This window comes from Pseudoclavibacter sp. Marseille-Q434 (genome assembly GCF_050315415.1).
Classification (GTDB): Bacteria; Actinomycetota; Actinomycetes; order Actinomycetales; family Microbacteriaceae; genus Pseudoclavibacter.
Map to the genome: position 1 here is coordinate 687079 of NZ_JBNPQH010000001.1, position 25504 is coordinate 712582.

General features: G+C 67.7%; 35 protein-coding genes. All 35 read left to right on the top strand.

Annotated elements, in window-relative coordinates; translation table 11 throughout:
• Positions 1-58: 58 nt before the first annotated feature.
• The 35 genes from ACQFZP_RS03295 to ACQFZP_RS03465 all read left to right on the top strand — a co-directional run bounded on the left by ACQFZP_RS03295 (position 59) and on the right by ACQFZP_RS03465 (position 25488).
• Positions 59-667 (top strand): hypothetical protein, encoded by a 609-nt coding sequence (locus ACQFZP_RS03295; RefSeq protein WP_211890301.1) that lies wholly within the window; start codon positions 59-61, stop codon positions 665-667.
• A 7-nt stretch (positions 668-674) separates the two neighbouring features.
• A complete protein-coding gene (locus ACQFZP_RS03300; protein WP_211890302.1) occupies positions 675-956 on the top strand; it encodes a hypothetical protein in 282 nt (93 codons plus the stop codon).
• Positions 953-2014: a hypothetical protein gene (locus ACQFZP_RS03305; protein ID WP_211890303.1), complete on the top strand. Its 1062-nt coding sequence runs from the start codon at positions 953-955 to the stop codon at positions 2012-2014. The genes ACQFZP_RS03300 and ACQFZP_RS03305 overlap by 4 nt, the downstream gene beginning before the upstream one ends.
• A gap of 25 nt (positions 2015-2039) precedes the next feature.
• Positions 2040-3395, top strand: coding sequence for a ParB/RepB/Spo0J family partition protein (locus ACQFZP_RS03310; protein ID WP_211890304.1), 1356 nt, complete (start codon positions 2040-2042; stop codon positions 3393-3395).
• Positions 3392-3598, top strand: a complete 207-nt coding sequence (locus tag ACQFZP_RS03315; protein ID WP_211890305.1) for a hypothetical protein — start codon at positions 3392-3394, stop codon at positions 3596-3598. The genes ACQFZP_RS03310 and ACQFZP_RS03315 overlap by 4 nt, the downstream gene beginning before the upstream one ends.
• Positions 3595-4212 carry a hypothetical protein gene (locus ACQFZP_RS03320; RefSeq protein ID WP_211890306.1) on the top strand — a complete coding sequence of 206 codons (618 nt, stop codon included), beginning with the start codon at positions 3595-3597 and terminating at the stop codon, positions 4210-4212. The genes ACQFZP_RS03315 and ACQFZP_RS03320 overlap by 4 nt, the downstream gene beginning before the upstream one ends.
• Entirely contained in the window at positions 4212-4745 is a 534-nt protein-coding gene (locus tag ACQFZP_RS03325) for a hypothetical protein (RefSeq protein ID WP_211890307.1), read from the top strand. Before ACQFZP_RS03320 ends, ACQFZP_RS03325 begins: the two co-directional genes overlap by 1 nt.
• Before the next feature lie 101 nt (positions 4746-4846).
• Positions 4847-5047, top strand: a complete 201-nt coding sequence (locus ACQFZP_RS03330; RefSeq protein WP_211890308.1) for a hypothetical protein — start codon at positions 4847-4849, stop codon at positions 5045-5047.
• 20 nt (positions 5048-5067) lie between these two features.
• Positions 5068-5631: a hypothetical protein gene (locus tag ACQFZP_RS03335; protein ID WP_211890309.1), complete on the top strand. Its 564-nt coding sequence runs from the start codon at positions 5068-5070 to the stop codon at positions 5629-5631.
• Positions 5628-6488 carry a hypothetical protein gene (locus tag ACQFZP_RS03340; protein WP_211890310.1) on the top strand — a complete coding sequence of 287 codons (861 nt, stop codon included), beginning with the start codon at positions 5628-5630 and terminating at the stop codon, positions 6486-6488. Before ACQFZP_RS03335 ends, ACQFZP_RS03340 begins: the two co-directional genes overlap by 4 nt.
• On the top strand, positions 6485-6829 hold the full coding sequence (locus tag ACQFZP_RS03345) for a hypothetical protein (RefSeq protein ID WP_211890311.1): 345 nt from the start codon (positions 6485-6487) through the stop codon (positions 6827-6829). Before ACQFZP_RS03340 ends, ACQFZP_RS03345 begins: the two co-directional genes overlap by 4 nt.
• Positions 6822-7313, top strand: coding sequence for a hypothetical protein (locus ACQFZP_RS03350; RefSeq protein ID WP_211890312.1), 492 nt, complete (start codon positions 6822-6824; stop codon positions 7311-7313). The genes ACQFZP_RS03345 and ACQFZP_RS03350 overlap by 8 nt, the downstream gene beginning before the upstream one ends.
• Positions 7306-7521: a hypothetical protein gene (locus ACQFZP_RS03355; protein WP_211890313.1), complete on the top strand. Its 216-nt coding sequence runs from the start codon at positions 7306-7308 to the stop codon at positions 7519-7521. Before ACQFZP_RS03350 ends, ACQFZP_RS03355 begins: the two co-directional genes overlap by 8 nt.
• On the top strand, positions 7514-7945 hold the full coding sequence (locus ACQFZP_RS03360) for a hypothetical protein (RefSeq protein WP_211890314.1): 432 nt from the start codon (positions 7514-7516) through the stop codon (positions 7943-7945). Before ACQFZP_RS03355 ends, ACQFZP_RS03360 begins: the two co-directional genes overlap by 8 nt.
• 193 nt (positions 7946-8138) lie before the next feature.
• Positions 8139-8684, top strand: a complete 546-nt coding sequence (locus ACQFZP_RS03365; RefSeq protein WP_211890315.1) for a hypothetical protein — start codon at positions 8139-8141, stop codon at positions 8682-8684.
• Between the two features lie 40 nt (positions 8685-8724).
• Entirely contained in the window at positions 8725-9576 is an 852-nt protein-coding gene (locus tag ACQFZP_RS03370) for a hypothetical protein (protein ID WP_211890316.1), read from the top strand.
• A 278-nt stretch (positions 9577-9854) separates the two neighbouring features.
• The gene (locus ACQFZP_RS03375; protein WP_211890317.1) at positions 9855-10112 is read left to right on the top strand and encodes a hypothetical protein; all 258 of its coding nucleotides are present in this window, start codon (positions 9855-9857) and stop codon (positions 10110-10112) included.
• Complete coding sequence (locus ACQFZP_RS03380; protein ID WP_211890318.1) at positions 10105-10359, top strand: hypothetical protein; 255 nt, start codon at positions 10105-10107, stop codon at positions 10357-10359. Before ACQFZP_RS03375 ends, ACQFZP_RS03380 begins: the two co-directional genes overlap by 8 nt.
• Before the next feature lie 70 nt (positions 10360-10429).
• Entirely contained in the window at positions 10430-10669 is a 240-nt protein-coding gene (locus ACQFZP_RS03385) for an HNH endonuclease (RefSeq protein ID WP_211890319.1), read from the top strand.
• A 470-nt stretch (positions 10670-11139) separates the two neighbouring features.
• Positions 11140-11547, top strand: a complete 408-nt coding sequence (locus ACQFZP_RS03390) for a hypothetical protein (protein ID WP_211890320.1) — start codon at positions 11140-11142, stop codon at positions 11545-11547.
• Positions 11548-11557: 10 nt separating this feature from the next.
• Positions 11558-13279, top strand: coding sequence for a hypothetical protein (locus ACQFZP_RS03395; RefSeq protein WP_211890321.1), 1722 nt, complete (start codon positions 11558-11560; stop codon positions 13277-13279).
• Between the two features lie 12 nt (positions 13280-13291).
• Entirely contained in the window at positions 13292-14680 is a 1389-nt protein-coding gene (locus tag ACQFZP_RS03400; RefSeq protein WP_211890322.1) for a hypothetical protein, read from the top strand.
• The gene (locus ACQFZP_RS03405) at positions 14680-15954 is read left to right on the top strand and encodes a hypothetical protein (RefSeq protein WP_211890323.1); all 1275 of its coding nucleotides are present in this window, start codon (positions 14680-14682) and stop codon (positions 15952-15954) included. Before ACQFZP_RS03400 ends, ACQFZP_RS03405 begins: the two co-directional genes overlap by 1 nt.
• A complete protein-coding gene (locus ACQFZP_RS03410) occupies positions 15944-16549 on the top strand; it encodes a hypothetical protein (RefSeq protein WP_211890324.1) in 606 nt (201 codons plus the stop codon). The genes ACQFZP_RS03405 and ACQFZP_RS03410 overlap by 11 nt, the downstream gene beginning before the upstream one ends.
• A gap of 4 nt (positions 16550-16553) precedes the next feature.
• Positions 16554-16985 carry a hypothetical protein gene (locus ACQFZP_RS03415; RefSeq protein WP_211890325.1) on the top strand — a complete coding sequence of 144 codons (432 nt, stop codon included), beginning with the start codon at positions 16554-16556 and terminating at the stop codon, positions 16983-16985.
• Between the two features lie 20 nt (positions 16986-17005).
• Positions 17006-18034 carry a major capsid protein gene (locus ACQFZP_RS03420; protein WP_211890326.1) on the top strand — a complete coding sequence of 343 codons (1029 nt, stop codon included), beginning with the start codon at positions 17006-17008 and terminating at the stop codon, positions 18032-18034.
• Positions 18035-18093: 59 nt separating this feature from the next.
• On the top strand, positions 18094-18492 hold the full coding sequence (locus tag ACQFZP_RS03425) for a hypothetical protein (protein WP_211890327.1): 399 nt from the start codon (positions 18094-18096) through the stop codon (positions 18490-18492).
• The gene (locus tag ACQFZP_RS03430) at positions 18489-18818 is read left to right on the top strand and encodes a hypothetical protein (RefSeq protein WP_211890328.1); all 330 of its coding nucleotides are present in this window, start codon (positions 18489-18491) and stop codon (positions 18816-18818) included. Before ACQFZP_RS03425 ends, ACQFZP_RS03430 begins: the two co-directional genes overlap by 4 nt.
• Complete coding sequence (locus ACQFZP_RS03435) at positions 18811-19131, top strand: DUF5403 family protein (RefSeq protein WP_211890329.1); 321 nt, start codon at positions 18811-18813, stop codon at positions 19129-19131. The genes ACQFZP_RS03430 and ACQFZP_RS03435 overlap by 8 nt, the downstream gene beginning before the upstream one ends.
• A gap of 38 nt (positions 19132-19169) precedes the next feature.
• Positions 19170-19535 carry a hypothetical protein gene (locus tag ACQFZP_RS03440; protein WP_211890330.1) on the top strand — a complete coding sequence of 122 codons (366 nt, stop codon included), beginning with the start codon at positions 19170-19172 and terminating at the stop codon, positions 19533-19535.
• Entirely contained in the window at positions 19535-20155 is a 621-nt protein-coding gene (locus ACQFZP_RS03445; protein WP_211890331.1) for a hypothetical protein, read from the top strand. The genes ACQFZP_RS03440 and ACQFZP_RS03445 overlap by 1 nt, the downstream gene beginning before the upstream one ends.
• A gap of 2 nt (positions 20156-20157) precedes the next feature.
• On the top strand, positions 20158-20514 hold the full coding sequence (locus ACQFZP_RS03450; RefSeq protein ID WP_211890332.1) for a hypothetical protein: 357 nt from the start codon (positions 20158-20160) through the stop codon (positions 20512-20514).
• Between the two features lie 32 nt (positions 20515-20546).
• A complete protein-coding gene (locus ACQFZP_RS03455; protein ID WP_211890333.1) occupies positions 20547-20891 on the top strand; it encodes a hypothetical protein in 345 nt (114 codons plus the stop codon).
• A 44-nt stretch (positions 20892-20935) separates the two neighbouring features.
• A complete protein-coding gene (locus ACQFZP_RS03460; RefSeq protein ID WP_211890334.1) occupies positions 20936-24694 on the top strand; it encodes a hypothetical protein in 3759 nt (1252 codons plus the stop codon).
• Complete coding sequence (locus ACQFZP_RS03465; protein ID WP_211890335.1) at positions 24694-25488, top strand: hypothetical protein; 795 nt, start codon at positions 24694-24696, stop codon at positions 25486-25488. The genes ACQFZP_RS03460 and ACQFZP_RS03465 overlap by 1 nt, the downstream gene beginning before the upstream one ends.
• Positions 25489-25504: the final 16 nt, after the last annotated feature.

Here is a 25504-nt window from a genome sequence, read left to right on the forward strand (position 1 = left end):
GCTATCGACTTGATCTTGAAGGGAACGCAGGCATATGCAGATGCGGAGGCAGAGGACGGTGAAGCCGTCATTCTTCCGCGATCCGCGGGTGACGGCGGTGCCGATGGGGATGCGGTTCTTCGCGACCGCGTTGATGGCGTGGGCGGACGATCACGGACGGGGGGAGGTGCTGCCGCGCCGGATGCAGCGGGAGATGTTGTCGGACGACGACGTCGTGTCGCCGGATCGGATCGAGGAGGTCATGTTGCACCTCGCCGAGTCCGGGTTCCTGCTGTTGTGGGCGGACGAGGACGGCCGGTCGCTGTTCCAGATCGCCCCGGATCTGCTGGGCACGGTCGACCGCCGCAACCCATCGACCTACCCGGAGCCCCCGTTCGCGAATTCTTTCGCGAATCGTGTCGCGAATCGTGGCTTAGGGGAGAGGGAGAGTGTGCGGGTCGAGTTCGGGAGCGCGAGCGGGGGAGGCGAGCGCGAGAGCGTGAGGCTCCCACCGGAGCCCTTCTGCCATCGTCACCCCGCTGGGGCCGAGTACGACTGCAGGCATTGCGGCACTGCTCGCTCGAAGAACCGCCAATGGGAGCTGCTCCGCCGCGCAGGGAAAGACAACTCGCACCTGGAAGGGCCAGCTGATGCCTTCGAAGACAGCGACTTCACGACCACCTTCTAGCCGTTCGGTGACGTTCTCGGAGGACTCCTGGGGACAGCTCGCATCCATCGCTGATGACCGCTCTGTGTCGATCGCTGACGTGGTCGTGGTCGGGGCGAAGACGGCTCTGTCTCTGGTCAAGCCCATCGAGCGCACCTCTGTGTTCGTGGTCACCGAACTCGAGGCGGCGAACATCCGCAACATGCTGCCGACCGGGTGCACAGATGCAGAAATCGCTGAGTGGGTGCATGTCGAGCTGGCCGTGGTTGCGCATCTGCGTGCTGAGGTCTCCGGGGCGGTGCAGTCATGAGCGGCAAGTCGCAGTGCTCGAGGCGAGATTGTGCGGCTCCGGTCGTCGGTCGTCGCCTGTGCAGGAAGCACTATCAGCAGGCGTGGGTGAGGGGTGACTTCGACAACGAGCCGCTGCCACCGAAGCGGGAGGGTGCGACCGTCTGCCCGCAGGATCACAAGCACGCCGAGACGGGCACCTGCTACGTCTTCCACAAATGTCGGTGCACTCCGTGCCGCGAGGGCCGTGCGCGTGCTGAGCAGAGGCGCCGCAAGGCGAAAGCGTATGGCCGGTTCGACACGGGCCTCGTCGACGTCGAGCCGGTTCGTGAGCACATGCTCGCGCTCTCCGAGCTCGGCGTCGGCTACAAGCGTGTGGCCGAGCTCGCGGGGCTCGGCATCACTCCGGTTCGCAACATCATCTTCGGTCGCCAGGACCCAGGGCCCCGCAAGGGCGAGATGTTGAAGCACGTCAAGCGAGAGACAGCCGAGGCGATCCTCGCAGTCACGGCTGACGCTTCCGCGCTCGCGGGTGGTGCATCCATGTCGTCGCTCGGCGCTCGCCGCCGCGTGCAGGCGCTGGTGGCTCGTGGCTGGACGCTCTCGAAGCTCGGGAAGCAGCTGGGCGAGACGCCGACGAACTTCATCACGAGCCTCGGCCGCGCTTCGATCACGGTGCGCCGGCACAAGGCGATCGCTGACCTGTACGAGCAGCTGTGGAACGTGGCCCCGCCGGCCGAGCTCTGGCACGACAAGACCGCCCGTACCCGTGCTCTCAACTACGCTGCCGCTCGCCGCTGGCTTCCACCCATGGCCTGGGACGACATCGATACCGACCCGGAACCACCCGTGGCAGAGGCAGACGACGACGCCGTCGACCATGCGGTCATCACCCTCGCGCTCGCGGGGGACTCGGTGCGTCTCTCGTCGTCCGAGCGACGGGAGTGCGTGCGCATCCTCACGGACCGCGAATGGAGCGCCCAGCGCATCGCCGACCAGTTGCAGTGCACGCCCCGCACTGTCGTCCGCATCCGCGGCGAACTGACCAACTCAGCAAGCAAGACCACTCAAGCCGCGTAGCCGGCCCACCGAAAGGACATGACCAATGACACCGACGACAACCCCTCCGGGAACGCTCGAGCACGTAGCTCCCGCCGACCTGGTGATCGAGGAGAACGTGCGCCAGTCGGCGCCGCTCACTCCCGACTTCATCCGCAGCATCAAGGAGAACGGCGTCATCACCCCGGTGCTCGCTCATCGTCGCGATGGGGTGCTCGTGGTGCGGGCCGGACAGCGGCGCACCCTCGCGGCTCGCGAGGCGGGCTTACAGACGATTCCGGTCTACACCGTCGAGGCGGACGACGAGCTCACGGAACGCATTGTGCTGCAGCTCGTGGAGAACGACCAGCGCGAGGAGCTCACGACGGGAGAGCGCGTCGAGTCGTACAAGCAGCTCGAGCTCGCCGGGTTGAAGCTTCACATGATCGTGAAGCGAACCGGCGCGAAGAGGGAGACAGTCAAGACGGCGCTCGCGGTGGCTCACTCGGATGCCGCGTCGCGGATCACGGATGAGCACCAGCTCACGCTCGAGCAGGCGGCCGCGCTCGTCGAGTTCGAGGATGACGCCGAGGTGCTCGCGACCCTGACCGACGTCGTCTCGCGGACGCCTGGACAGTTCGAGCACGAGCTGCAGCGCCAGCGCGACGAGCGAGCCCGACGGCAGATCCATGCGGCGGCACAGGAGAAGCTCCGCGAGCAGGGGTTCGAGATCCTGGACGATCGCCCGTCCTACTCGAGCTCCTCGTGGCTGGAGACCTACCAGGTGTCGCGGGAGGACGGCGGACGGGTCTCTGCAGAGCACCTGGTCGGCGTGCCCGGTGTCGCGGTGCACGTGGTCGTGTACCGCGGGAGGGAAGCCGCCAACGTCGAGTACTTCCTGCCCGTGCCAGTGCCTGAGGGGTTCAAGACGAACTCGGGGGCGGCCGCGGCAACGAAGGGGCCGATGAACGATGAGCAGCTGGAGGAGCGCCGCACAGTCATCGCCAACAACAAGGCTTGGGACTCGGCGGAGACGGTGCGCCGCGCCTGGCTGTCGGAGTTCCTGGGCCGCACGAAGTTCCCGACCGACGCGCTGCAGTTCGTGGCGATCGCTTCCACTCGCATGCACCGCTCGCTCGAGGCGGGCATGGCCACGGGCAACGACCTGGCGCACAGGCTGATGAGCATCGAGCGCAAGCACGGCGGTCAGGACCTGCTCGGCTCTCTCGTCACGACGGCACCGAACAAGGCGACGCAGGTGCTCGTCGCTGTCGCGCTGGCGGGTATCGAGTCGACGACGAGCCGCAACACGTGGCGCACGAAGTCGCCGTTCGTCGCGGAGTACTTCGAGCGCATCGAGGCGTGGGGATACACCCTCTCTGACGTCGAGCGCCTGGTCGTGGAGATGGCGAGGGAGTCATGAGCGAGCCAACTGACCTGCAGCTCGTGCAGGCAGCACGCGACGTCCTCGCCCGCACACACCCGACGAATCCGGTCCTGATCGGCGTGCGCACCTTCGCGCTCGCCGAGCTCAGCCAAGCCGAGCACGACGCACACCAGGGGAGGGGCGTTCGCTCCTCGGCGCTTGTACTTGCTCGTCGGCTCACGAAGGACGAACGATCGTGAGCGCCTGGCCTGACGAGCTCACCGTCGATCCGATCGGTGAGTGGCCCGGCACTCTCACGGTTGTTCGCCGCCGTTCGGACTTCGCGTCCACCTGGACGCAGACGCTCGAGCTCCTCGACCGTGAGACTCGGATGCTCGGTGGAAAGAACGTCCGCCTGCAGGTCGCGATCCCGCCGCAGCACTTCCGCCTTGACGGTCGCCCACGTGCGACCGCGAAGGCCGAGCATCCCGGCGTGATTCTCACTCTCGACTCGAAGCACGGCGCCCTCAGCTACCCGTGCGACACGTTCGAGCACTGGATGGACAACGTGCGCGCGATCGCCCTCGCCCTCGAGGCGCTCCGCAAGGTCGACCGGTACGGCGTGACGACCGGCGGGGAGCAGTACCGCGGCTTCCTCGCCCTCGAAGGCCCGCCGAGCATGACGAACGACTCGGCTTGGCAGATCCTCTGGCACGCCGCATGGGAAGACGAGCGCCCCGCAGACAACGTCACCGCGCGCGAGACGATTCGCGCTGCGCAGCGCCGAACACACCCGGACAACGGAGGCAGCGCCGCGGCGTTCCAACGTGTCACCGAAGCCGAGCAGTACCTACGAGAAGCAGGAGAGATCTGATGGTCGAGAACGTCTATCCGGAGTCCACCCCCGGGGCCCCCGTGGTGTCGAGTGATCTGGCTTCCGCGCTCGCGGAGTTCCAGAGCGCGATCGCGAAGTCGGAGCGTACTGCTGAGGGGGACAGCAACGATGCGGAGTTCGAGGCGGCGGCTGATCTGCGTGAGGCGGGCGAGCACTTCCTGGCGTTGGCTCAGTCCGCGCTGGCGCATCACCCGCGACCGGCGGATCTCGGTTACCTCTTCCGCCCTGCACTGCCGGTGTTCCTGGTGTTGGGTAATCGCTATCACGCGGTCGCGTTCCGTGAGGCGCATGGGCTGAAGAGCCAGGACGTGGTGTGCGCGCTGTCGACGCCTGAGTCGGGGGATTGGTTTCGGATGCATGAGGTGCGTCGTATCGAGGCTGTCATCGCGGACGACTGGGTGCCGCGTCAGACGAAGGAGTGGGATGCGTGGAACGCGTCTCTGGAGCGCGCGCTGGAGCTGAATAGGCGCAATGGCTGGCTGGATGCTGCCTCGTCGGTGGTGGTCCCGTGAGCGGGGAGATGGTGGAGCCTCGCCAGTCGTTGGTGGGTCGGTGCCGGGTGTCGGTGGCGTGCGAGCGGGGCGAGGGTCATGAGGGGCTGTGTGCTGCTCGTGTGGTGACGCCGCTCGCGACGGTGGCGCTGGTGTTCTCGGAGGACGAGCTGCTGGAGTTCGCGCGCTACTTCGAGGGTCTGCCTGCGCTGATGAGACCGGATCAGGAGACGCCGGCGGGGGACGCGGCGGATCGTCTGGTCGCCGCGGCTCGGGAGCTCATCCACGCGTCGCGTGCGTCTCGTCGGGCGGTGCGGCGATGAGCGGGGACACCTTCGTGCGGGTGGATGCGGAGGATCTGTTCGAGGGCTGGACCGTCTGCATCGGGCAGTACGGTGCGAACCGGTCGGTGGTGGAGCGTCACGAGGGGGAGCTGGTGCTGCGGCCGCTGGATGGCGACATGCGCTTCCCGGTCGACACGGTGCAGGTCTACGGCTTGTATCGGGTGTTCCCTCCGCTGCCGACGTCGCCTGGCTTGTACGTCACCGAGGATCCCGACCTGGAGGTCATCGAGCTGGTCGCTGACTCGGGCTGGCGGGCGACGGACACGGAGGGCAGGCAGCTCGAGGTGGCCGAGGTTCGTGAGCTCGGTGACCTGGTGCATCACGTGCGCTCGGATGCGGCGGCCAAGGCGCTGATTCATGCCATGGACGAGATGAAGGTCGCGGCGATGGCCGGGATTCGCGACGCATGGGCGCAGCTTGACGCTCACGAGGCGCGGGGACGCCGGCGTGCGCTCGCCGAGGTCAGGTCCCTGCTGCGCTCGCGGTGGTGGTTGTGGCCGGTTCGTGTGGTGTTCGGTCGCCGGTTTGGTGCCGAGCTGTTGGAGACGGGAGACGGACGATGACGACGACGAAGACGCAGGTGACGAACGCTCAGCTGGGCCTCACGGTGCACGAGCTCGGCGAGGACGGCGGCGCTTGGCTGGTGCTGGGCACGATGGATGTGCGGCTGGCGCGCGAGGCGGTGATCCGGTGGGCTCTGGATCTCGGTGTGGATGACGTGATGATCGCTGACGTCGTGCGTGAGCTCCTCGAGGTGACGACGCAGCCTGGCTGGGGTTGGTATTTCGAGACGTCTCCGAACGGTGATGGCATCGTGCGTCACGCGGAGCGGGAGGCGGAGAACTCGACGGCGGTGTCGGTGGGTGTCGCTTTCGGGATTCCTCGCATCAAGCATGAGGGCCGACCGGATCTACTTCCTGCCGCTCGCCGCACGAGGCGCCGCTTCGCTCACGAGCTGTACCCGCATGGCGGCGAGTACGAGGTGCGTCCGCTGTCCGTTGAGGTGCCGTACCTGCTGTCGCGAGCGGTTGGCTTGGATACGTGGGACACGGGTTGGAAACTGGCCTCGACGGCGGAGTACAACGATCGGGTGCATCAGCTCATTGAGGCCCGCATGCTCGCGTTCGTGGCTGATGCTCTCCTGCAGGGCATGTCGGGCGATGAGGCCTGGGCGTGGGCGTCGCAGATGAACGAGGACCCGTCCGGCGAGCTCGTCTACGACAGGGCCGGGCATTACGGCGTCGAGCCCGAACACATCAAGCCGTATCCGTGCGGCCCGACTCCGCAGGATCACAAGCACGTGAGCTCGTCGGGCTACGCGGCCGGCAACGGCATCGTCTCCATGATCGAGGGGGCCGAAGAGGCGTGCGAGGCGTGCACTGAGCCTCTCGCGCTCGCACAGGAAGGTGAGACGAAATGACGAAGCTCTACCACTTCACGTGCGACGACAAGCTGCCGAGCATCCTCCGCGATGGCGTGGTGAAGCCGGGCAAGACGGGCCTCGCCTGGTTTACGAGCGACCCGGACGCCTCTCGAGAGCAACTGGGCCTGACGTCGCGCACGCTCGACTGCGACCGCATGGCTCATTGGCTGGAGGTGTCCGCCACCGAGGACGTCTATCCATGGGGCCGGGTACGGTCCCGCTTCCCGAGGCATGTGCTCGATGACCTCGAGACGACCCCTGGCGCCGAGCCTCGGTCCTGGTTCGTGTCGAAGAAGCCTGTCCCTCTCGCGCTCGCGGGTGGTGATGAGCGTGCCTGAGCAGGAGTACACGCCGACCGAGGCGGAGGTCGCCAGCTGGTACGCGCACGGCCGCGCTCGGGTGGTGTTTAGGCCAGCGAGTCAGCTCGAAGAGGAAGTCGCCCGGACGTTCGTCAAGGTCAGGGCCGACGAGCGCGCGAAGCGACTCGACCGTGAGCAGGGCGCACGTGCGATGTTCGACGCGGACTTCGAGGGGTTCAAGCACATCGAAGAGGCGTGGGAGCGCGTCGGCGATCTGTACCTCAAGCGCATGGACGCCGTGCTCGCTCTCGCACCCGAGGCCCGCGAGGTCACGGGCGCGGAGGCGGAGGCCGCTGTGCTGGCCGTGGAGAAGCTGCTCGAGGAGGGCTTGCGTCTCGCGTTGCTCGGCCCAGCCGTGACGTTGGACGCGCTCGACAAGCACCTACCGGGAATCCTTGCCGGGTTCGCCGGGCAGGCTGCTCGTGCCGCTCTCGAAGCTGCTCGGGAGGTGTCTCGTGCCTGAGTGGGTTTTGCCCGCCTATGTGGTCATCGCGGCGCTGATGATCCTCTTGGCGGTGGTGGTCTGGGCTCAGGACGAGGACGATCTGCGGGTGCCGGCGCGGCTGGTGTTCACTGCTCCGGTTTGGCCGCTCGTCCTGGCCTGGCAGTTCGGCAGGCTCATGGTGAGGCTGTGGTGTGCGGCTGAGTGGCGGGAGTGGTTCCGTGGCTGAGACGTTCGAGATGCCGCGGGCGCAGTCCCTGGCCGAAGCGATCCGAGACGCCGTGCGGGTGGGGGCCATGGGTCCGAACTCGTCGTTCTTGCTGGCTCGTGGTCATCCGGTGGCGCTGACTCCGCAGGAGGCTGAGGACGCGTCGAAGCGGCTCACTCCGTGGCTGATGTCGTTCGTGGACACGCTGGTGGCGCAGCGCGAGGCGGAGGTGCTCGAGGCGGCTCGTGTGCGTGCTGAGGGTGAGGTCGAGTCCGCGTTGGCGGCAGTGCGTGGTGAGCCAGTGTCGTGGACGGTTCTTCTTGATGATCCGCCGGCGGTCAACCCGGTGCCGATCGGGTCGCTCATGGTCGCTCACCTCGAAGAGGGTGGCGAGCTCGTGCCGGTCCGGGTCTTGTGGTCGCCGTCGTCTCGGGGTGGTCGCTGATGCAGGGGCATTGTGAGCATGGCTGGCCTCCGAGCGAGTGCCTGATGTGCGAGGCCTCTGCGTGGACGGAGGGCTTCGTGTCGGGTGTGGAGGAGGCGCTGGGGTTGTCGCGTAGGGAACGAAGGAAGCTCGCTCGTCGGGAGCGGAAGCAGGATCGCAAGGCGGCTCGTGCCGCAGGAGGGTCGGAGGACTCATGAGCAGTGGTCAGAGGCAGCGGACGCCGGCGGAGTTCCCGCGGATGAAGTATCGGGCGCGAGCTCGTCATGCTCGTTCCGCTCGCGAGGCGGAGCGGGCTCAGCAGGCAACGGACGCGGTTGCGGAGATCCCAGGCTTGACGAAGGTGGTCGCGGCCGCGCTGGACGTGGTGGGGGAGGTGTTCTCGGGTGTGGGTCGCGCGCTAGCTGGCTTCGCGGATGCGCTGCGTCCCCCGCAGGACCGAAAGGTGGTGCTGGGGTTCGACGGATCGAGCGATCGCGGTGCGATGCTCGCGACCATCCAGGGCGGAATGAACCTGCAGCCCGACCGATGGGTCGTGCCCTTCAGCGTCGACGAGCCGTCGAGCGCTATCCCAGCGGGCCCCGTGGCGCCGGCCATTCGCCCTGCCTCGAGCATGGTCGAGATGTGGCGGGAGTCGCCGGCACGAGTCGAAGCCATCGAACACAACCAGGAGCGCTACCGGCAACTGATGAACCTCCGCCGAGGCCAGTCGAGCACCTACAACCAGACGGAGTACCGATGAACCACCACCACATCTATCCCGCGCTCGCGGTGGCCGTCGCATGAGCGTCAGGACGCACTGCCTCGCGTCTGGGCGCACGATTCGTGTGCTCGAGGAGTTCGAGGCCATCCGCATCCTGAAAGGCGTGCCCGAGCTGTGCGGCCACCTCGCGGCCCTGACGCTGCCGACGGCGCAGTCGAATGACGACCCCACGAGCTTCACGCCGACCGAGGTGCGTCGCCTGCCGCTGCGGGGTGCTCCGCTGGATGCACTCGACTCGCTGTTCCGTGAGCTCCACAACTCGGTGTCGTACTGGGCTGAGCTCCTCGAGATGCCGGCGTGGGAGTCGCTGGACTACATGGTGCGTCGCTCGGAGCGCGGAGACGTGCTCGGCCCTCGTCTCGTAGTCACTGAGGCGCACGGCATCGACACGATCACGCTCTGGGCCAAGACGCTCACGAACCGCCTGGAGACGTGGTGGCCAGAGATCGTCCTGCGGTCGGAGTTCCCCGCCTGGCTGCAGTTCGCCGACGAGTGGTTCGGGAAGCCGACCGTGCGCTGGCCTCTCTGGGATCGCGACCCCGTGCCGCAGCGCCCGCGAGAGTGTGCCAACTGCAAGGCCAAGGATGTCTTCGCTGATCCCGTGGTGCCGAACCAGGCGCTCTGCGGCTCGTGCTGGAAGGTGTTCCAGCCCGAGGTGTGGATGCCGATCGGGGAAGCCGCTGACCTCGTGAGTCGATCGATCAAGACGCTCGAGGCGTGGGTGTACGCCGAGCGCCTGGTGCAGGAGAAGCGGGGCGGGAAGCGCTTTGTGGAGATCGGTGCAGTGCGGCGCTTAGCCAAGGTGATGGACGAACAGGTCGCCGAGGCGCGAAGTGCTGGGGGTAAGGCTCGCGCGCGCACGCGCCCCTGATACGCGAAGTGGTGGCTGCTAACTAGGAAGTCTTCCTATAGGATGCACCTGTGCGACTCGTATGCCATGAGCATTGCGAAGATCGAAGCCCCGGCCCTCGTGCTGGGGTTTCGTCGTTTCACGACTACTTGCGGGCGCGTCAACGAGGTCTGACTTTCCCCTCGAAGGACGCTCATCACCGGCTGACACCTTGCGGCCCAGGCGCACCTGCGCGCCCGCACTCGACACGACAGAGGAGCCAGCATGCGCACGCGAACAGACGCGAAGAGCGTCAGCTCATGAGCCGAGCGACGATGCAGCGCCTCGAGGAAGCCATCCGAGCGCATCACGAAGACGTCAGCGACGACGAGACCGCCGGCGAGCTGACGGCATGGGTGGTCGCCTTCGAGGTGACCCGCTTGGGTAGCGATCCGGCGGCGCCTGTCGAGTACCTGAGTGACTACGCGGCCGGCCCCGGATCACCTCACCAGTCGGCGTCGCTCGCGGCATGGGCGTCTGCGAACATCCTCGAAGCCGTCGAGATGCACGATGAGTGACATCGACCCCGACGTCGAGAAGCAGAAGCTCGCTGAGGCCATTCGCGCCTACCACGCCGCGGTCGAGCCGGACGCGTACGTTGCCGACTGGGTGCTGGTGAGCCACAAGATGTCTCCAGAGCTCGAGCAAGCGAACCAGTCCGCGGTCGGCGTCCTGATGCCCACTGGACAGACGTTCGTCACCACACACGGACTGCTCGGAGTTGCGGTGCACCAGTCGCAGAACGGCTGGTCGGTAGGTGGCTAGGGGTTGGGTTGGCTCCACGCGCAGAGCTCGCCTACCGCGCAACTGGCGCCCCGAGATCGTGCCGCGCATCATGCGCCGCGCCGGCGGCCAGTGCGAGCGCCTGCGACGCGACGATGGGAAGCGCTGCCCACAGCCGGCCACCGACGTCGACCACATCAAGCCGGGCGACGATCACAGCGACACGAACCTCGCGGCCCTGTGCACCTGGCACCACAAGCAGAAGACCGACCTCGAAGGTGGCACAGCCTCTGCGATCGCGCGGAAAGCGCGCGAACTCGCAGATGCACCGAAGCATCCTGGCATGATCTGACTCGCACGCGATGAAAAACCCCTGGTCAGGGGCACACCCCGGGTGGGACCCCCCTCCCCGGTCGTTGGCCGTCACACCGCTTCGCGTTCTGGCGCTCGCTGTGTGTACGGGTCTGGGGAAGTTGAGAGGGTCGCGGATGGTGATGTTTGTGCTGGGCGAAACGCTGGCCGATGCCCGTCGTTTCCAGCTTCGAAACCCGGATCTGCGCGCCGCCATCCCGGTCTCGTACCAGTCGCTGCGCGCGATCGAGGATCGCCGTGACGTCACCGACTTCGTGCTCACCCCGACCGCGCGCAGCCTCGCGACCGACGCCGGCCCTCGCGGCCGAGCCGTCGCGGTGGTGGCCCGGACGCTCGCGCGCAACGTGCTCAAGAGGTGGGCGGAACCGGAGGTTGCACGTGGCCGGTGTTGGTCCTGCTCCCAAGCCGGGGGCTGTTCGCCGGAATGCCGGGCCAGAGAAGACTCGGCTCGTGGCGGGGGACAAGCCAGTCGGCCCGACGCTGCCGAAAGCGAGCCTCGTGTTCCCCGTCGAGGTCGACGAGCTCACCGGCGCCGTTACGCAGCCTGACTGGCACCCGATGACCCGGCGCTGGTGGAACCACTGGCGCCGCTCCCCGCAGGCGAGCCGCATGCTCTCGCAGCCCGACTGGGATTTCCTCCTCGACACCGCGCTCATGCACCACGTCATGTGGGAGAAGAAGCGCTGGGAGTTCGCCTCCGAGATTCGGCTGCGCGTCGCGAAGTTCGGTGCCACTCCCGAGGACCGCCTGCGACTGCGTCAGGAGATCGACATCCCCGAGACCACCCCCGCCGGCGACGGCGAGGGCGCCACCGTCACGAGCATGGCCGGTCGACGGGGGCGTCTGCAGGACGACTGACGGAGGTGTCATGCCTCACGAGCGCACCCGCCATCCCGACCACTCGCGCCGCCGTGCGCTCTGGGTCGCGCTCTGGTGGATCGAGACGTTCGTGGTGCACGGCCCCGGCGACGTCGAGGGCGAAGCCATCCGGCACGGCGACGAGTACTCCGGATTCATCCTCGACTGCTACACGCAGGACGCGTCCGGAAGACGCCTCTACGACTCAGCGTTCTTCTCCCGCCCCAAGGGCGGCAACAAGTCCGGACTCGCCGGCGAGCTCGTGCTCCTCGAGGCTGTCGGCCCATCCCGCTTCGCCGGGTGGGCCAAGGGCGGCGAGACCTACGAGTTCCTCGGCCAGACCTACACCTACGAGCCAGGCGAGGCGATGGCCCGCCCGGTCAAGATGCCGTACATCCGCATCATGGCCACGGAGGAAGGTCAGACCGGCAACGTCTTCGACCTGGTCTACCGCAACCTGGAATCCGGCCCGCTCTCGCAGCTCAAGGCGTACGGCATCGATGTCGGCCGCACCCGCATCCTGCTCGCCGACGGCGGCGAGATCATCCCCTCGACCGCCGGCGCCGCCTCTAAGGACGGCGGCAAGGAGACCTTCGCGGTCGCCGACGAGACGCACCTCTACGACACCCCGACGCTGCGCTCGATGTACAACACGGTCAGCCGCAACCTGCCCAAGCGCGGCAAGATCGCCGAGCCGTGGATGCTCGAGACCTCCACGATGTACAGCCCCGGCGCCGACTCGATCGCCGAGCGCACCTACAAGTACGCGCAGAATATCCGCGACGGCAAGACGCGCCGCGGTCGCCTGCTCGTGGACCACCGCTGGGGCCTCATCGAGGAGGAGCAGCTCGGCGACGAGCAGCTGCTCCGCGCTGCTCTCACGGACGCCTACGGCGAAGCCCTCGACTGGAACTCGCTCGAGGATCTCGTCGACAAGATCTTCGACGCCCGCACGTCTCCCCGCGAGGCGCTGCGCTACTACCTCAACGCGCTGACCGCCGCGTCGGATGCGTGGGTCACCCCGCAGCAGATGACGAAGGTCAAGGCGTTCGAGGCGGAGTGGCAGGAGCACGCCGACCGCGGCGAGGGCGAGAACGCCTGGAAGTCGATCATCGCCGAGGGTGAGCAGATCGCGCTCGGCTTCGACGGCGCGCTCACGGGCGACTCCACGGCGCTGGTCGGCTGCCGCATCTCCGACGGCCTCCTCTTCACGATCAAGCTCGAGGAAGTCCCCGACGGGCCAGAGGCCGCGACGTGGCGCGTCGACGAGGAAGCGTTCGACGCGATCGTCGCACAGGTCATGGAACGCCAAGACGTGGTCGCGTTCTTCGCTGACCCGCCGTACTGGCAACGCTGGGTCGACGCCTGGGAAACCACCTACGGGCCGAACCTCCGCGTCAAGTCGATGGCGTCAAACGCCATCCGCTTCTGGACGGAAAACCCCCGCCCGATGGTGGCCGCGCTCGAGCGCCTCCACACGGCGATCAGCGGCCAGCAGGACGTGCGCGTCTTCGCCGACCCTCGGCTCATCCGCCACTTCGAGAACGCACGCCGGCGCGCGCGCAAACAGGGCGACCTGATCTTCAAGGAGACCCCGAAGTCGCCGCTGAAAATCGACGCCGCCATGGCAGCGACGCTCGCCTACGCGGCACGCAACGCCTACCTGCTCATGCTCCTCGGCCAGACCGAAGAGCCCGAGCCCGAGTTCTACATGCCCAAGCGGCTTCGATGAGAGGGGGCGCGAATGTTCGCATCCGTGACGACTCCCGGCAGTGACGAGTGGGTCGCGACCCGCCTCGCGACGAAGCTCGGTGCCGACTACCCACGCCTGGCGCTGCTCGCAGAGCACCAGGCAGGCACGGTCTCCGTCCCTGACGGCGGCAACGGGTCCATGCGCGACTCCTACGCACGGTTCTTGAACCTCGCGCGACTCAACCTCGCACAGCTCCTCGTCGCGGCCGTGACCGACCGGTGGCGCCCGGTGGGATTCACGAGCGCCACAGCGACCGGCCTCGCTAGTGACCGGGAAGCCGCGCATCTGTACCGCCGCATCCACGGCAAGGCCGTATCCCGTGACGTGCTCCACGACGTCGCGGTCTACGGCCGCGGCATCGCGCTCGCGGGGCGCTTCGCCGGGAGGGCAACAGCCCGCCGCCTCTCGCCGTGGCGGGCGCTGGTCGATGCCCCGGACGGTGAGCCATGGAACGCGACTTCCGCGATCGCCATCAGCTGGCTCCCCGAAGAGGGCGCCGACCAGCTCACGCTCTGGCGAGTCGTCGACGGCCGCGTCTACTCCCGCCGAGCTCGCCGCGCCTCCAAGGTGTCCACGATCCCAGACGAAGGCACACGTCTCGCGTCCTGGTACCCCGGCATGGGGTGGGGCTGGATCGAAGAAGCGCAGCTGATCCCCTGGGCGGCCGGACGACTCCCCGTGGTCCCTGTCGGATCCGAAGATGGCAAAGGGCAGTTCGAGCCGCACCTCGACTCGCTCGACCGCATCAACCACCAGATCTTCCAGCGAATCACGATCACGGTCATGCAGGCATTCCGCCAGCGCGCGATCAAGGGGCTCCCGAAGTTCTACCCAGAGGGGCACCCGCAAGCTGGCCAGGAGATCGACTACGGCTCAGTCTTCGAGGCGGGCCCCGCGGCCCTCTGGCAGCTCCCGCTCGGCGCGGAGATCTGGGAGTCAGCGGTCACCGATATCGGCCCCCTCCGGCTGGCGATCGCGGATGACGTCAAGCATCTGTCCGCAGTCTCCCGCACGCCTAGTTACATGCTGGGGTCGGACGGCGCGAACAACTCCGCAGAGAGTGCCTCGCTCGCCCGTGAGGGGCTCGTGTTCAAGGTTGAAGACCTCCAGGCGCGTGCTGATGAACCGCTCGGCCTCCTCATGGAGATGTGCTTCGCCGCGGACGGCCAGCCACGAACTGACGGCATCGCGATCGTGTGGGCGCCGGCAGACCGCTCCAGCATTGCGGAGCGCTCACAGGCAGCCTCGCAGGCATCTACGACGCTGCCGCGTCGGTCGATCTGGCGGCTCGTCTTCCGGTTCACGCCAGAGGAGATCGAGCAGATCGAGCAAGACGAGCGCGACGAGCGCCTCCTGGATCCTGAACCGGCGGCCGCCTGATGGCAATCGGAGAGCTCGCGGAGCGCGAGGCGTCGAATATAGACAGCCTCGTGCTCCGCCTGGTCCGGGCGCTCTGGCGCCGCTGGAACGCAGGGACACCGGAGCAGTACTGGTCTGACGCCTGGGTCCAGACCATGGCCAGTGCATCCGCCACGGACATCGAGGACGCCCTCGCTTCCGCCGGTCGTACCGGTTTCGCGTTCGGGCGGCAGATGGTCAAGCAGGTGTCGGCACCGTTCCCAACGGGGGCGACCCCGAGGGTCAACTACCCACGGGCTGGGGCCGTTGCGATCGACGAGGTCTACTCGCGTCCTGCAGCGCAGTTCCGCTACGCCTTCTCGCAGGCGGCTGACCGCGAGGTCGCCGAGCGAGAACGTCTCGGCAAGCGCGCCGCGCTGCTCCGCTTGGAGAAGCTCGTCGACGCGGACGTGCAACGCGCTGTGGACCAGGGCGAGCAACTCGCCTACGAGGCGTCACAGCTCGAGTCCGACCGCCTCTGGGCCGAGGCTGAGGCCGCGGAGTCGGACGGCATCGAGTCACCGGCGCGCGCACGCTCGCGCACGGCCGACGTCGAGCGCAAGACGATCCTCGGGTTTCGCCGCGTCCTGCACCCCGAGCTGTCCCGCTCGGGCCCGTGCGGCCTGTGCATCGTCGCGTCGACCGGCTTCTACACGATCGGCGAGCTCAAGCGGCTGCACCTGCTCTGCAAGTGCACCACCGCACCGCTCACGGACACCTTCGATCCTGGTCTGCAGCTCAATAAGGCGGACCTGAAGGCGCTGTACGAAGCCGCCGGCGGAACGCAGGGGCGGACGCTCCGCGATCTGCACCTGCGCGACGTCACGCACGGCGAGCTCGGCCCGCTCCTGACCATCAACGACGACCGCACCTCGCAGGCGGTGTGGCGGGATCCGTCCGACGCGCTCGACGCGCAGCGCTGGAGCGAGGAAGCAGCGCGAGTCGACGCCTTGACGGAGTCGATCCGCGCCGCACTTCGGGATCCGGACCGGCAGGAAGTCACCTACGTGGGCGCCGGTGAGCTCAACCAGCTCGAGAAGCGAGCGCGACGCCTCGAGAAGCAGATGGACGCCTACGCCCAGCGCCGGTCAGATGCTCGGGCCGCCGAGCGTCGCGCTGAACGTGAGGCGCGCAACACCCCCGCGCAGGCCGCTGCGCGCCGAGCTCGCCGCGCGAAGAAGGCTCGCGAGAGGCGCGCCGCCGAGCGCGCCACACGAGAAGCGAAGACCGCCGAGGAGGCACTCAATGCAGCATGACCACCACCGCCCGCCCGTCATCGGGTTCCGCACGAGGTTCGACGCGATGGGCATCCGCTACTTGGTGCCGCCCGCGGACGGTTCCAACCAGACACCGGCAACTGGAACGCGGCCCGCGGACCCTGCCGTGCCGCCCGCGGATCCGGAAGGTGTCACGCCGCCAGCTGAGACGCCCCCGCCTGCAGGCGAGCAGGCGCCGCCCGCGGATGCGACGCCGCCCGCTGACCCAGAACCGCCTGCAGATCCCCCTGCAGACCCGCCGGCGGATCCGCCCGTCACGAACGAGGCGGGACCAACGGTCAGCGCCTACCAGGAACGCCTCGTGCATTCCGAGCTCGGGCGCCTGATCGCACAGACCGGCGGCACCATCCCGCCCCGAGTACTCGCGTCCATCCGCGCCGACAAGCTGCTCGGTGAGGACGGGTTCCCGGATGCCGACGCGCTCGCGGATCTCGCGGCCGAGTTCGCACCCAAGGATCCGGACGACTCCTACTCGGCCGACCTGAACCAGCACCGCCCCGGAGAGACCTCCGCGGGTTCCGTCACGGCCCTGCAGCAGCAGTTCGCCGAGAAGTACAACACCAACCGGAGGTAACCCCATGCCTAGCTTTGGCACCACCACCCAGTACACGCCCGGCTCCGGAGACTTCCGGTGGCTTGGCTCTAAGCACGCCAGCGACACCGGCGTCACGGTCGCGATCAGCACCGAGCTGCTCACGTCCGGCACGCACTACGACGCCCAGACCGGCGTGATCCCGTCGGGCCTGCCGCTCGGCAAGCTCACCGGACTCGATGTCTACGGCCCGTACAGCGCCACAGCGACGGACGGTCGCCAGATCCTGGCCGGCTTCCTCCTCGCGCCCGAGCAGCTGCCCACCTTCGGCAGCAAGCCCGAGTTCATGAACGGCGCCCTCCTCGAGCACGGCTCGATCGTGCCCGAGTTCGTGCCCACCTCGCCGGTCCTCACGACGGCCACCAAGACCACGGGATCGTTCGTGTTCCGCGGTGTCGACTACGTGGCCGCTGTCTAGCGCCAGATCTGGAGAAGAACATGACGATTAACCTGGCTCACGCCACCGCCGTCCAGCTGACCGCGGCGGCACGTGCCGCCGCGGCTGCGGTCACCGCCCAGCTGCCCCTCGCGCAGTACCTTCCCGACCGCTCGAACGCGACGCTCTCGTTCGAGTTCTCGGACAACTCGGCGTCCATCGACACGGCGGAGTACCGCGCGTACGACACCGAGGCGCCCTACGGGAACTCCGAGGGGAAGATGACCCGCTCGGGCAAGCTTCCCCCGCTGTCGCGCAAGCGCCGCGTGACGGAGTACGACGAGCTCATGCTGAACGGTCGGAGCACGACGGCGCTCTACGACAAGCTCGTCGACCACGCGGAGCACCTCGGCCGCGGCATCGCGCTGCGTCTCGAGTTCGCGCGTGCCGAGGCGTTCCGCAAGGGGCGACTCACGCTCTCCGAGAACGGGCTCCGCGCAGACATCAACTACGGACGCAAGGCAGAGCGGACGGTCAAGCTCACGGGAACGGCACGCTGGGGGCAGTCCGCGGCTAAGCCGCTCGAAGACCTCATCAAGTGGTCACAGCTCGGCGTCAACGACGCAGACACAATCACGCCGACCCGCCTCGTGATGACGGCCGACGTTCTCGAGTTCCTTTCGAAGAACGCGGAGATCATCGGAGCAGCCTTGAGCCGCTCGGACAACCTCCCCGGCCGCATCTCCTACGACGCGGTCAAGTCCGTCCTCGCTCAGTACGGATTCATCACCGTCACGGACGTCGCAACCCTCTACGCAGGGTTCAACGTCGGAGCCATCCTCCCCGCCGGCACAGTGCTCCTGCTCCCGCAGCCCAGCATCAACGGGCTCGGCGGACTCGGCAGCACCGACTACGGCGTCCCGACCGAGGCGCTGCAGCCGAACTACGGGATCAGCGGACCCGAACAGCCCGGCATCTTCGCCGGCGCATTCGGACGCACCGACCCCGAAGGACTCGACGTGCTCGGCACCGCCATCGCACTCCCGGTCCTCACCGGCGCCAACTCCACGTTCGCCGCAGAGGTCTTCTAACCGCGCTCGCGGGGCCCGGCGATCCCGGGCCCTGCTGGCACGTTCCCGAGGGGAGATGCATGGACGAGATCGACTGGCCGCAGGAGCTGCACAACCGCGATCGCCAGAAGAAGCTCACGCCGTACTCGGAGGACGAGCTGAAGACCGAGCTCGTGGATGCTCTGGACTTTGTGCTCGCCAACCGTCGCGCGCTCGTCGTGCGGCGCATCGCCACTGGCGCGCTCAGCCTCACCTCGTTGACGCGCATCGTGTGCGAGGTGGTGCTGCGCAAGCTGACCAACCTCGAGGGCAAGACCAAAGAGTCAGACGGGGTCTACTCCTTCGACCTCTCGCCCACGGTCAGCTCGGGGGACTTCTGGCTTCCAGAGAAAGACCGACAGGTGCTCGACGGCGCCGACCCCGGCCAGCAGGCCGTGGGCACCGTGAGCATGAGCAGTGATCGGGGGTGGGGCCGATGAGCGCGTTCGATAGCCACCTCGTCACGGTGCAGCCCCGCAAGGTGCACCGCACCCCACACGGCACAGAGCTCGTCCCGGACGGCCCGCCGATCCGCAAGGTGAAGTGCGGGTTCCGCGAGACCGGCTCATCCGAGCAGCTCTCCGCCGGCGAGGTGCCCTCGAGCGATGCCCGCATCCTGGCGCGAGAGTGGCCCGGGGATGCTCGCTCGCTCGTGACGCACCGAGGGGTGGAGTACTCGACCGTTGGGCGCCCCAAGCGCCGCGACGGATCTCCTCGCACCGCGCACATCGAGGTGCTCCTGAAGGAGACGAACGCTGATGGCTGAGGTGTTCAAGAACGCGAATGCCATCGCGGCCCAGATCGCGGGGGAGTCGCGCGAGATGGACCTCGCCGCGGCCGAGGTGGCCGCATCCGCAAAGGCCGGCGCTGCCGCGCACAACCTCGCAGGACACATCCACATCGAGGTCGCCGGCCGCGGCAAGGATCGCTTGATCGTCTTCGAGCACCCGCAGGCAGGCCCCATCGAGTTCGGCCACCTGCACAACAACTTCGAGCCTGGCCCCGTCTCGCCCGGCGCGAAGTGGGTGCGCGGTCTCTGGTTCATGCGTCGCGCCGCGCAGAAGCACGGCAGCGGTTGATGTCGCGGCATGAACTCCTCGACCTCGACAGTGTCGCCATGGAGCTCCTCTCGGAGATCCAGGATGTGACGGTCGTTCCTGACGTCGAGGACAAGCTGCAGTTGCCGGCGATCGTCTACACGCCTTCGGGTGAGGGGCAGACGGGCAACGGCCCCGGGCTGTGGCTCGTGCGGCTCGACGTGCAGGCGCTTGGCGCTGCGTCGGCTGCGTGGAACACCGTCAGCGACGTCTACGCGGCCGCGCATCGCTGGCCGGGTCGCACCACCAAGCACGGGCATATCGCATCCGTGGAAGACCTCATGCTGCCCGAGCGGCAGCCGACCACAGTGCTCGGCCAGAAATCGGTCGGGCAGTACTCGGCGGCCTTCCGGCTCGTCATCGACACCAACAGAAAGGCTCCCTGATGAGCACCAAGACCACGTTCGCGATCCCCGGCAACGGAGCATTCTTCCACGCGCCACCCAACACAGAACTGCCCTCCGGTGGCATCAAGGCATTCACGCTCGCCGCCGCCCGCGGCAACCCGCCTGTGGGTTGGGAGTCGCTCGGTCACACGTCCGAGGAGAACCTCCCCTCGCTTGCACTCGAAGGCGGCGAGGCCACCACGAAGGGCTCCTGGCTCGCCTCGAGCCTCTACACGTTCTACTCGAACGTGAACGCGTCGCTCTCCGGCAACAGCATCCAGCTCGACCGCGAGACGTTCAACCTCATCATGGGCGCATGGTCCGGCCCTGCCGAGACCGGCGGCTCTGTGGTCGGGACCAAGAAGCGCACGTCGCCGCGTTCGCTCGTCATGATCGCCTCGCACGACTCGGGCGGCTTCGGCATCTACGCCCCGAACGCGGCGATCGGCTTCGGTGGGGAGCTTGAGCTCGACAAGGAGAACTTCGTCGAGCTGCCGTTCGTCGCCCCCTTCCTCGTCCCCGAGGCGGGGCTCCTGCCTGACAGCCCCGAGGGTGACCCTGGCGTCTGGCAGTGGTTCGGGCCAGACGACTTCATCGCCGGCGGAGAGGGCGGCGAGTAGACATGGCAGCTCGCAAGCCCACCGCGGCCCAGAAGCGCGAAGAGGAACTCGAAGTGAAGGCTCTGATTGCTGGAGCTCCCACGCTCCTGCCGGCAAGTCAGTTCCGTCAGCGCCACAAGTCGCAGCTGAAGATCCACGCGCTCTCGCTCAAGGAGTACGTGAACGAGGACGGGGTGGTGAACGAGGACGACCCCAAGATGTTGTCGGCGTTCTTCACGCTGCTCGGTGAGGTCGACGAGTTCTTCGAGTCGATCGCCGCCGACAAGACCGCGTACATCGAGTGGTCGCAGGGCCTCAAGGACTCGGAGATGGTGTTCTCCGCGCTGCTCTCGGAGTACATGCGCGAACTGGGGGAATAGAGCTGGCGTGCGCGTGGCTGGACGAGTATCCGATGCTCGTCTGGGACTACCAAGAGATCTACCAGATGCGATACCGCGCTGCGATCGAAGGCCCGACACCCGCGCGCCATGTTCTTGAGCTCCTCGACGGCCTGCTGTCGCACCCGCACTCGCGGTTCCGCGCGCAGTACCTGACGGACCATCCGCCGAAACCGAACCAGGACGGCCCGTCCTGGTTGTGGTGGACGCCGGACACGTCCGCACTCACCACGCTGGCTGATCTCCTCATGGGGCTCGCCGGCAAGAAGGCGGAACCGATGCAGCGCCCCGGGAACGGTGCGCGGCATCACCGCCCGAAAACAATCCAGGAGCTCGTGGCTGCCCTCAAGGGGAGCTGACCGCGCGCCACCCCTATCGGTCTACGACCGGGAAGGGGTGGCGCGTGAGCACTGTCGGCAGAGTCCAGATCCGCACGACTCCGGACACCGCAGGTTTCTCGACGTCGCTGCGCAGGTTCCTCCTGAAGGTGGAGAAGGCCGCGCGCGTGAACGTCGCGGTCGTCGCCGACTTCACCAAGGCCGAAGACGGCCTGCGTCGCTTCGTCGCGGAGGGCTCGCGCCAGGCGATCGAGGTCGGCGCCGAGATCGATGAGGCCGAGCTCGCCAGGTCCGCTCGCCGCGCCAGCGAGTCAGCGCAGAAGGAGACCGCGCGCCGCCCCGTGCGCGTGCCCGTGTCCGCCGACGAGAAGGTCTTCCGTCGCAGTGTCGACCGCGACCTCACGCGAGCACTCAGCGACTTCGAGGCACTCGTGCCGGCCACCGTCGACGGCGAGAAGATGCGCCGAGAGGTCGCCGGCCTCGCCGAGCAGATCGAGACGCAGTCGCGCCTCGAGATCCCCGCCGGTGTCGAGGACGCGGCCAAGTTCCGTCGCGAGATCTCCGAGCTCATCGACCAGGTCACCGCTCGCACCGCGCACCTCCGCGTCGCCGCGGACACCCGCGATGCTGCCGAGCAGATCGACGACATCATCGATGCCGAGCACGAGGCGACCGTGCAGGCCGAGGCGGACACGCTCGCGGCCGAGGCGCAGCTCGCCGTCGCTTCCCGCCGGCGTCTTGTGTCGCTGGTGGTCCGCGTCAACCAGGCTTCCCTCGCCACTGCCGCAACCGCGATCGCTCGCCTGTCGGGCGCACGAGTCCTCTCCAACACGTTCGAGAACATTGGCCGTTCGCTCTCGAACATGGACAAGAACCTGCCGTCCATCGCACTGCTCGCCACCGCCATCACGGGACTCAGTGCGGCCGCGTTCTCCAGTCTCGGCGGCCTGCTCGCGATCGCCGGCGGCATCGCATCGATCGCCGGCGCAGCTCTGCTCCTCCCGGGCATCCTCGCCGGCGTGATCGTCTCGGCGATCGCCCTCGGCGTCGCGTTCGCGGACGCCGGCGCGCAGCTCGAGTCACTGGCCCCGGCCATGACCGGACTGCGCGAGATAATCTCGGGCCGCTTCTGGGAGCAGGCTCGCCAGCCCATCCTCGACATGGTCAACTCCCTGCTGCCGCAGCTGGAGTCCGGCTTCGGTCGCGTCTCCACCCAGCTCGGTGCCTTCACGGGAGACTTCGCTGCTGCGCTGCAGTCCTTCATGGGTGGCGGCGTACTCGAGTTCATGTTCGCCGGCCTGGCCACGGGCATCGAGAACGCTCGCGCCGGCGCTTCCGCCATGGCTGAGGCCATCACCACGCTCGGCTTCGTTGGCGCCGAGTACATGCCCGCCCTGGGCACGTGGATCTCCGACATCGCGAACCAGTTCAACAATTGGTTGCAGGGTGCTGACGCCGACGGCCAGCTGCGCACGTGGATCGACACGGGCATCACGGCCCTGCAGGATCTCGGCTCGGTCATCGCTTCGACCTCGTCGATCCTCGCCGGCCTCGTCCGCGCCGCCAATGACGCCGAGTTCGGCGGCCTCGCTGGACTCGCTGTCGGGCTGCGCGGCATCGCCGAAGTGGTGAACTCGCCAGGCTTCCAGACGGGCCTCACGACCGTGTTCGCGGGGGCGAAGGCTGGCATCGATGCTCTCGGTCCTGGAGTGTCCGCCGCCGGTGGCACGCTCGCTCAGCTCGCAGGCACGATCGCCACCGTCTTCACGCAGGCCGGCGGTATCCTGTCCACCGCGCTCCAGGGCATCGCCACGGCCCTCGCGCAGCCGGCGTTCGCGACCGGCCTCACAGCGTTCTTCGCCGGGATCCAGACGGGCATCTCTGCCCTCCTGCCGATGATGCCGGCGATCGGTGACGCCTTCGGCGCGCTGCTCAGCGTCGCGGGCACCCTCGTCTCACAGCTCGGCCCCCTACTGGGTGCCGCGCTGGGCGGACTCGCACCGGTGCTCACCGAGGTACTCACCGCGCTAGGCCCGGTCATCGAGGTGCTCGGCTCTGCCCTCACGGGTGCAGTCGGTCAGCTCATCCCGCCAATCGCTTCCCTGGTGTCCGCACTCCTGCCGCCCCTCGCCGCCCTGCTCGTGACCGTCGCGCAGGCCGTGGGGCCACTGCTCTCGGCGCTCATGCCGCTTGTGGAGGCCGCGCTCGTACCGATCGCCTCGGTGCTGGGAGTGCTCGCGCCCCTGTTCGCGCAGCTCGGCCCGATCCTCGGCATGGTCGCGGGCTTCATCGCTCAGCTAGCGACCGCGCTCACGCCAGTCCTGGCCGCGCTCGCGGGCGTGCTGGCTCCGGTGCTCAGCCTCCTCTCGCCACTCCTGGGTCTGGTGGCCGCGCTGCTCGAGCCGATCCTCGGCCTATTCGTACTGCTGCTCCAGCCGGTCCTGGGCCTGGCCACCAACCTGGTGTCCCTCCTGGTGCCTGCGCTCACGTTCGTCGCGGACGTGCTCGCGGCAGTCGTGACCGGCATCACCGAGGCCATCAAGTGGTTCACCGACCTGGTGTCGGGCGGAGGCTCGTCCGCTGCGGATCTGACGTCCGTGTGGCAGACCGTGTCCGATTTCTTCTCCGGACTGTGGGCCGGGATCGCGACGATCTTCACGGATGCGTGGGCTTCGCTGAGCTCCACCGTCTCCGCCGGATGGTCCGCGATCTCGTCGTTCTTCACGGACGCGTGGACGTCGATCTCCTCGGTCGTGCAGGCCGGATGGGACTACGTCGCCGGGATCTTCAGCTCCGCCTTCGCGGTGGTGCAGGCAGTCGTGCAGACAGCCTGGTCCGTCATCTCGACGATCTTCACCACGGCCTGGGCCATCATCCAGCAGATCGTCGCAGCGGCGATCCTCGTGGTCGTCTCGCTCTTCTCCGGCAACTTCGCGGCGATCGGCGAAATCGTGACCGTCGCCTGGACCAACATCCAGGCGCTCTTCGGTCAAGCAGCCGCGTTCATCATGAACATCCTGGCCACCGCTTGGGCCACGATCACCACCGGAGTGAGCACCGCCTGGGCATGGATCGTCGGATTCCTGACAGTCACAGTCCTCTCGATCTGGGACAACATCCAGCGCACCTTCAACAACATCGTCTTCGCGATCGAGGGTGCCTGGGCCAGAGCGCAGGGATTCGTGGCCACGGGAGTCGCCGCCATCAAGCAGTTCATCGTCGACGGATTCAACGCAGCAGTTGCCTGGGTCACCTCGACGATGTCGCAGATGGCGTCCGGCGTCGAGACCGGCATCAACAACATGGTGACCTGGTTCACGAACCTGCCGACAACGATCCAGACGGCGCTCGCGGATGCGGCGACTTGGCTGGTGCAGGTCGGCAAGGACATCATCGCCGGGCTCGTGGGCGGTATCACCGGCGCGATCGACGGTGCGGTGTCCTCGGTGAAGGACGGTATCGGATCGATCATCGACGGGGCCAAGGACATCCTCGGCATCGCGTCGCCGTCGCGGGTGTTCCGGTTCGAGGTCGGTAAGCAGATTAGCGCAGGCCTCGCGCTCGGTATCTCTGACGGGGTGCCGGTCGTGCAGCACGCGTTCGACGATCTCATGTCGCGCAGCCCGTCGGTCGCCGGCCTCACGAGCACACCTCGCCTGCCGTCGTTCCAGTCGAACTCGCCGCTGCAGAGCGCAGCTGCTGGCTCGTCGGGTCCGCTGGTGCAGGTCGACGTCGTCGCTCGGGACTACATGAGCGAGGCGGCAATCGGTCACGTGGCGGCAGCCGACATCGAGGCTCGTCTCGCGGACCTGGGGGTGGGTTAGTGCGCACATTCAAGATCGACGACCTCGAGTTCCTCGACCACCAGCCGTCGGTCGACTGGGAGGGCTACCTCATCGAGGAGAACGGGGTCACCGGCTGGCACGATGGCGTCGACGCTCGGCGTGACGCGGATGAGCGTCACTACGGACACGGCGCCTTCGGTCAGCCGGGCGACTTGGATGCGCGCGTCATCGTCGTGCGAGGAAAGGTCGTCGCGCGCACGGTCCTCAAGCTCGAGCATCTGCGCCGTCGACTCACGTCGTTTCTCGCGGACGGACACCTCGCACGCATCAGCGAGGACGTCGCCGGCGAGACGTGGTGGGCGCAGGGCAGGCAGGGCACGCGCCCGACCGCGCCGCTCGCCAACTCGGGTGACACCTTCTCGCCGTTCCAGCTCAACTTGTGGTGCGAGAACCCTCGCATCTTCAGCGACACCTTCGATTTCGGCCCCAACCCGGGGAGCGTGTTCATCGAGCAGACGTCGGGCACGTTCGAGGCGGAGGTCGAGCTCGAGATCACGGCCATCACGTCCATGGTCGGCGGCTACGGCGTGCACCTCATGTCGGGAGCCGCGACGCTCGGGCACGTGCGAGTGCAAGCGACGCTCTCCGCAGGCCAGACGCACGTGATCCGTGACGGCGTGGTGTACCAGAACGGTGCCCCGATTCTGGGGGCTGTGCAATCCGGCGACTCGTGGACGCTTCCGCCGAATGGCACCTACCTCGCCTACCTGGCGCCGGTCTCTGAAGCCGGCTCGGGCTCGGTGCGCGTCCGCGGTCTCAACACTCGCGTTTGAGTCACGGCGAAAGGGG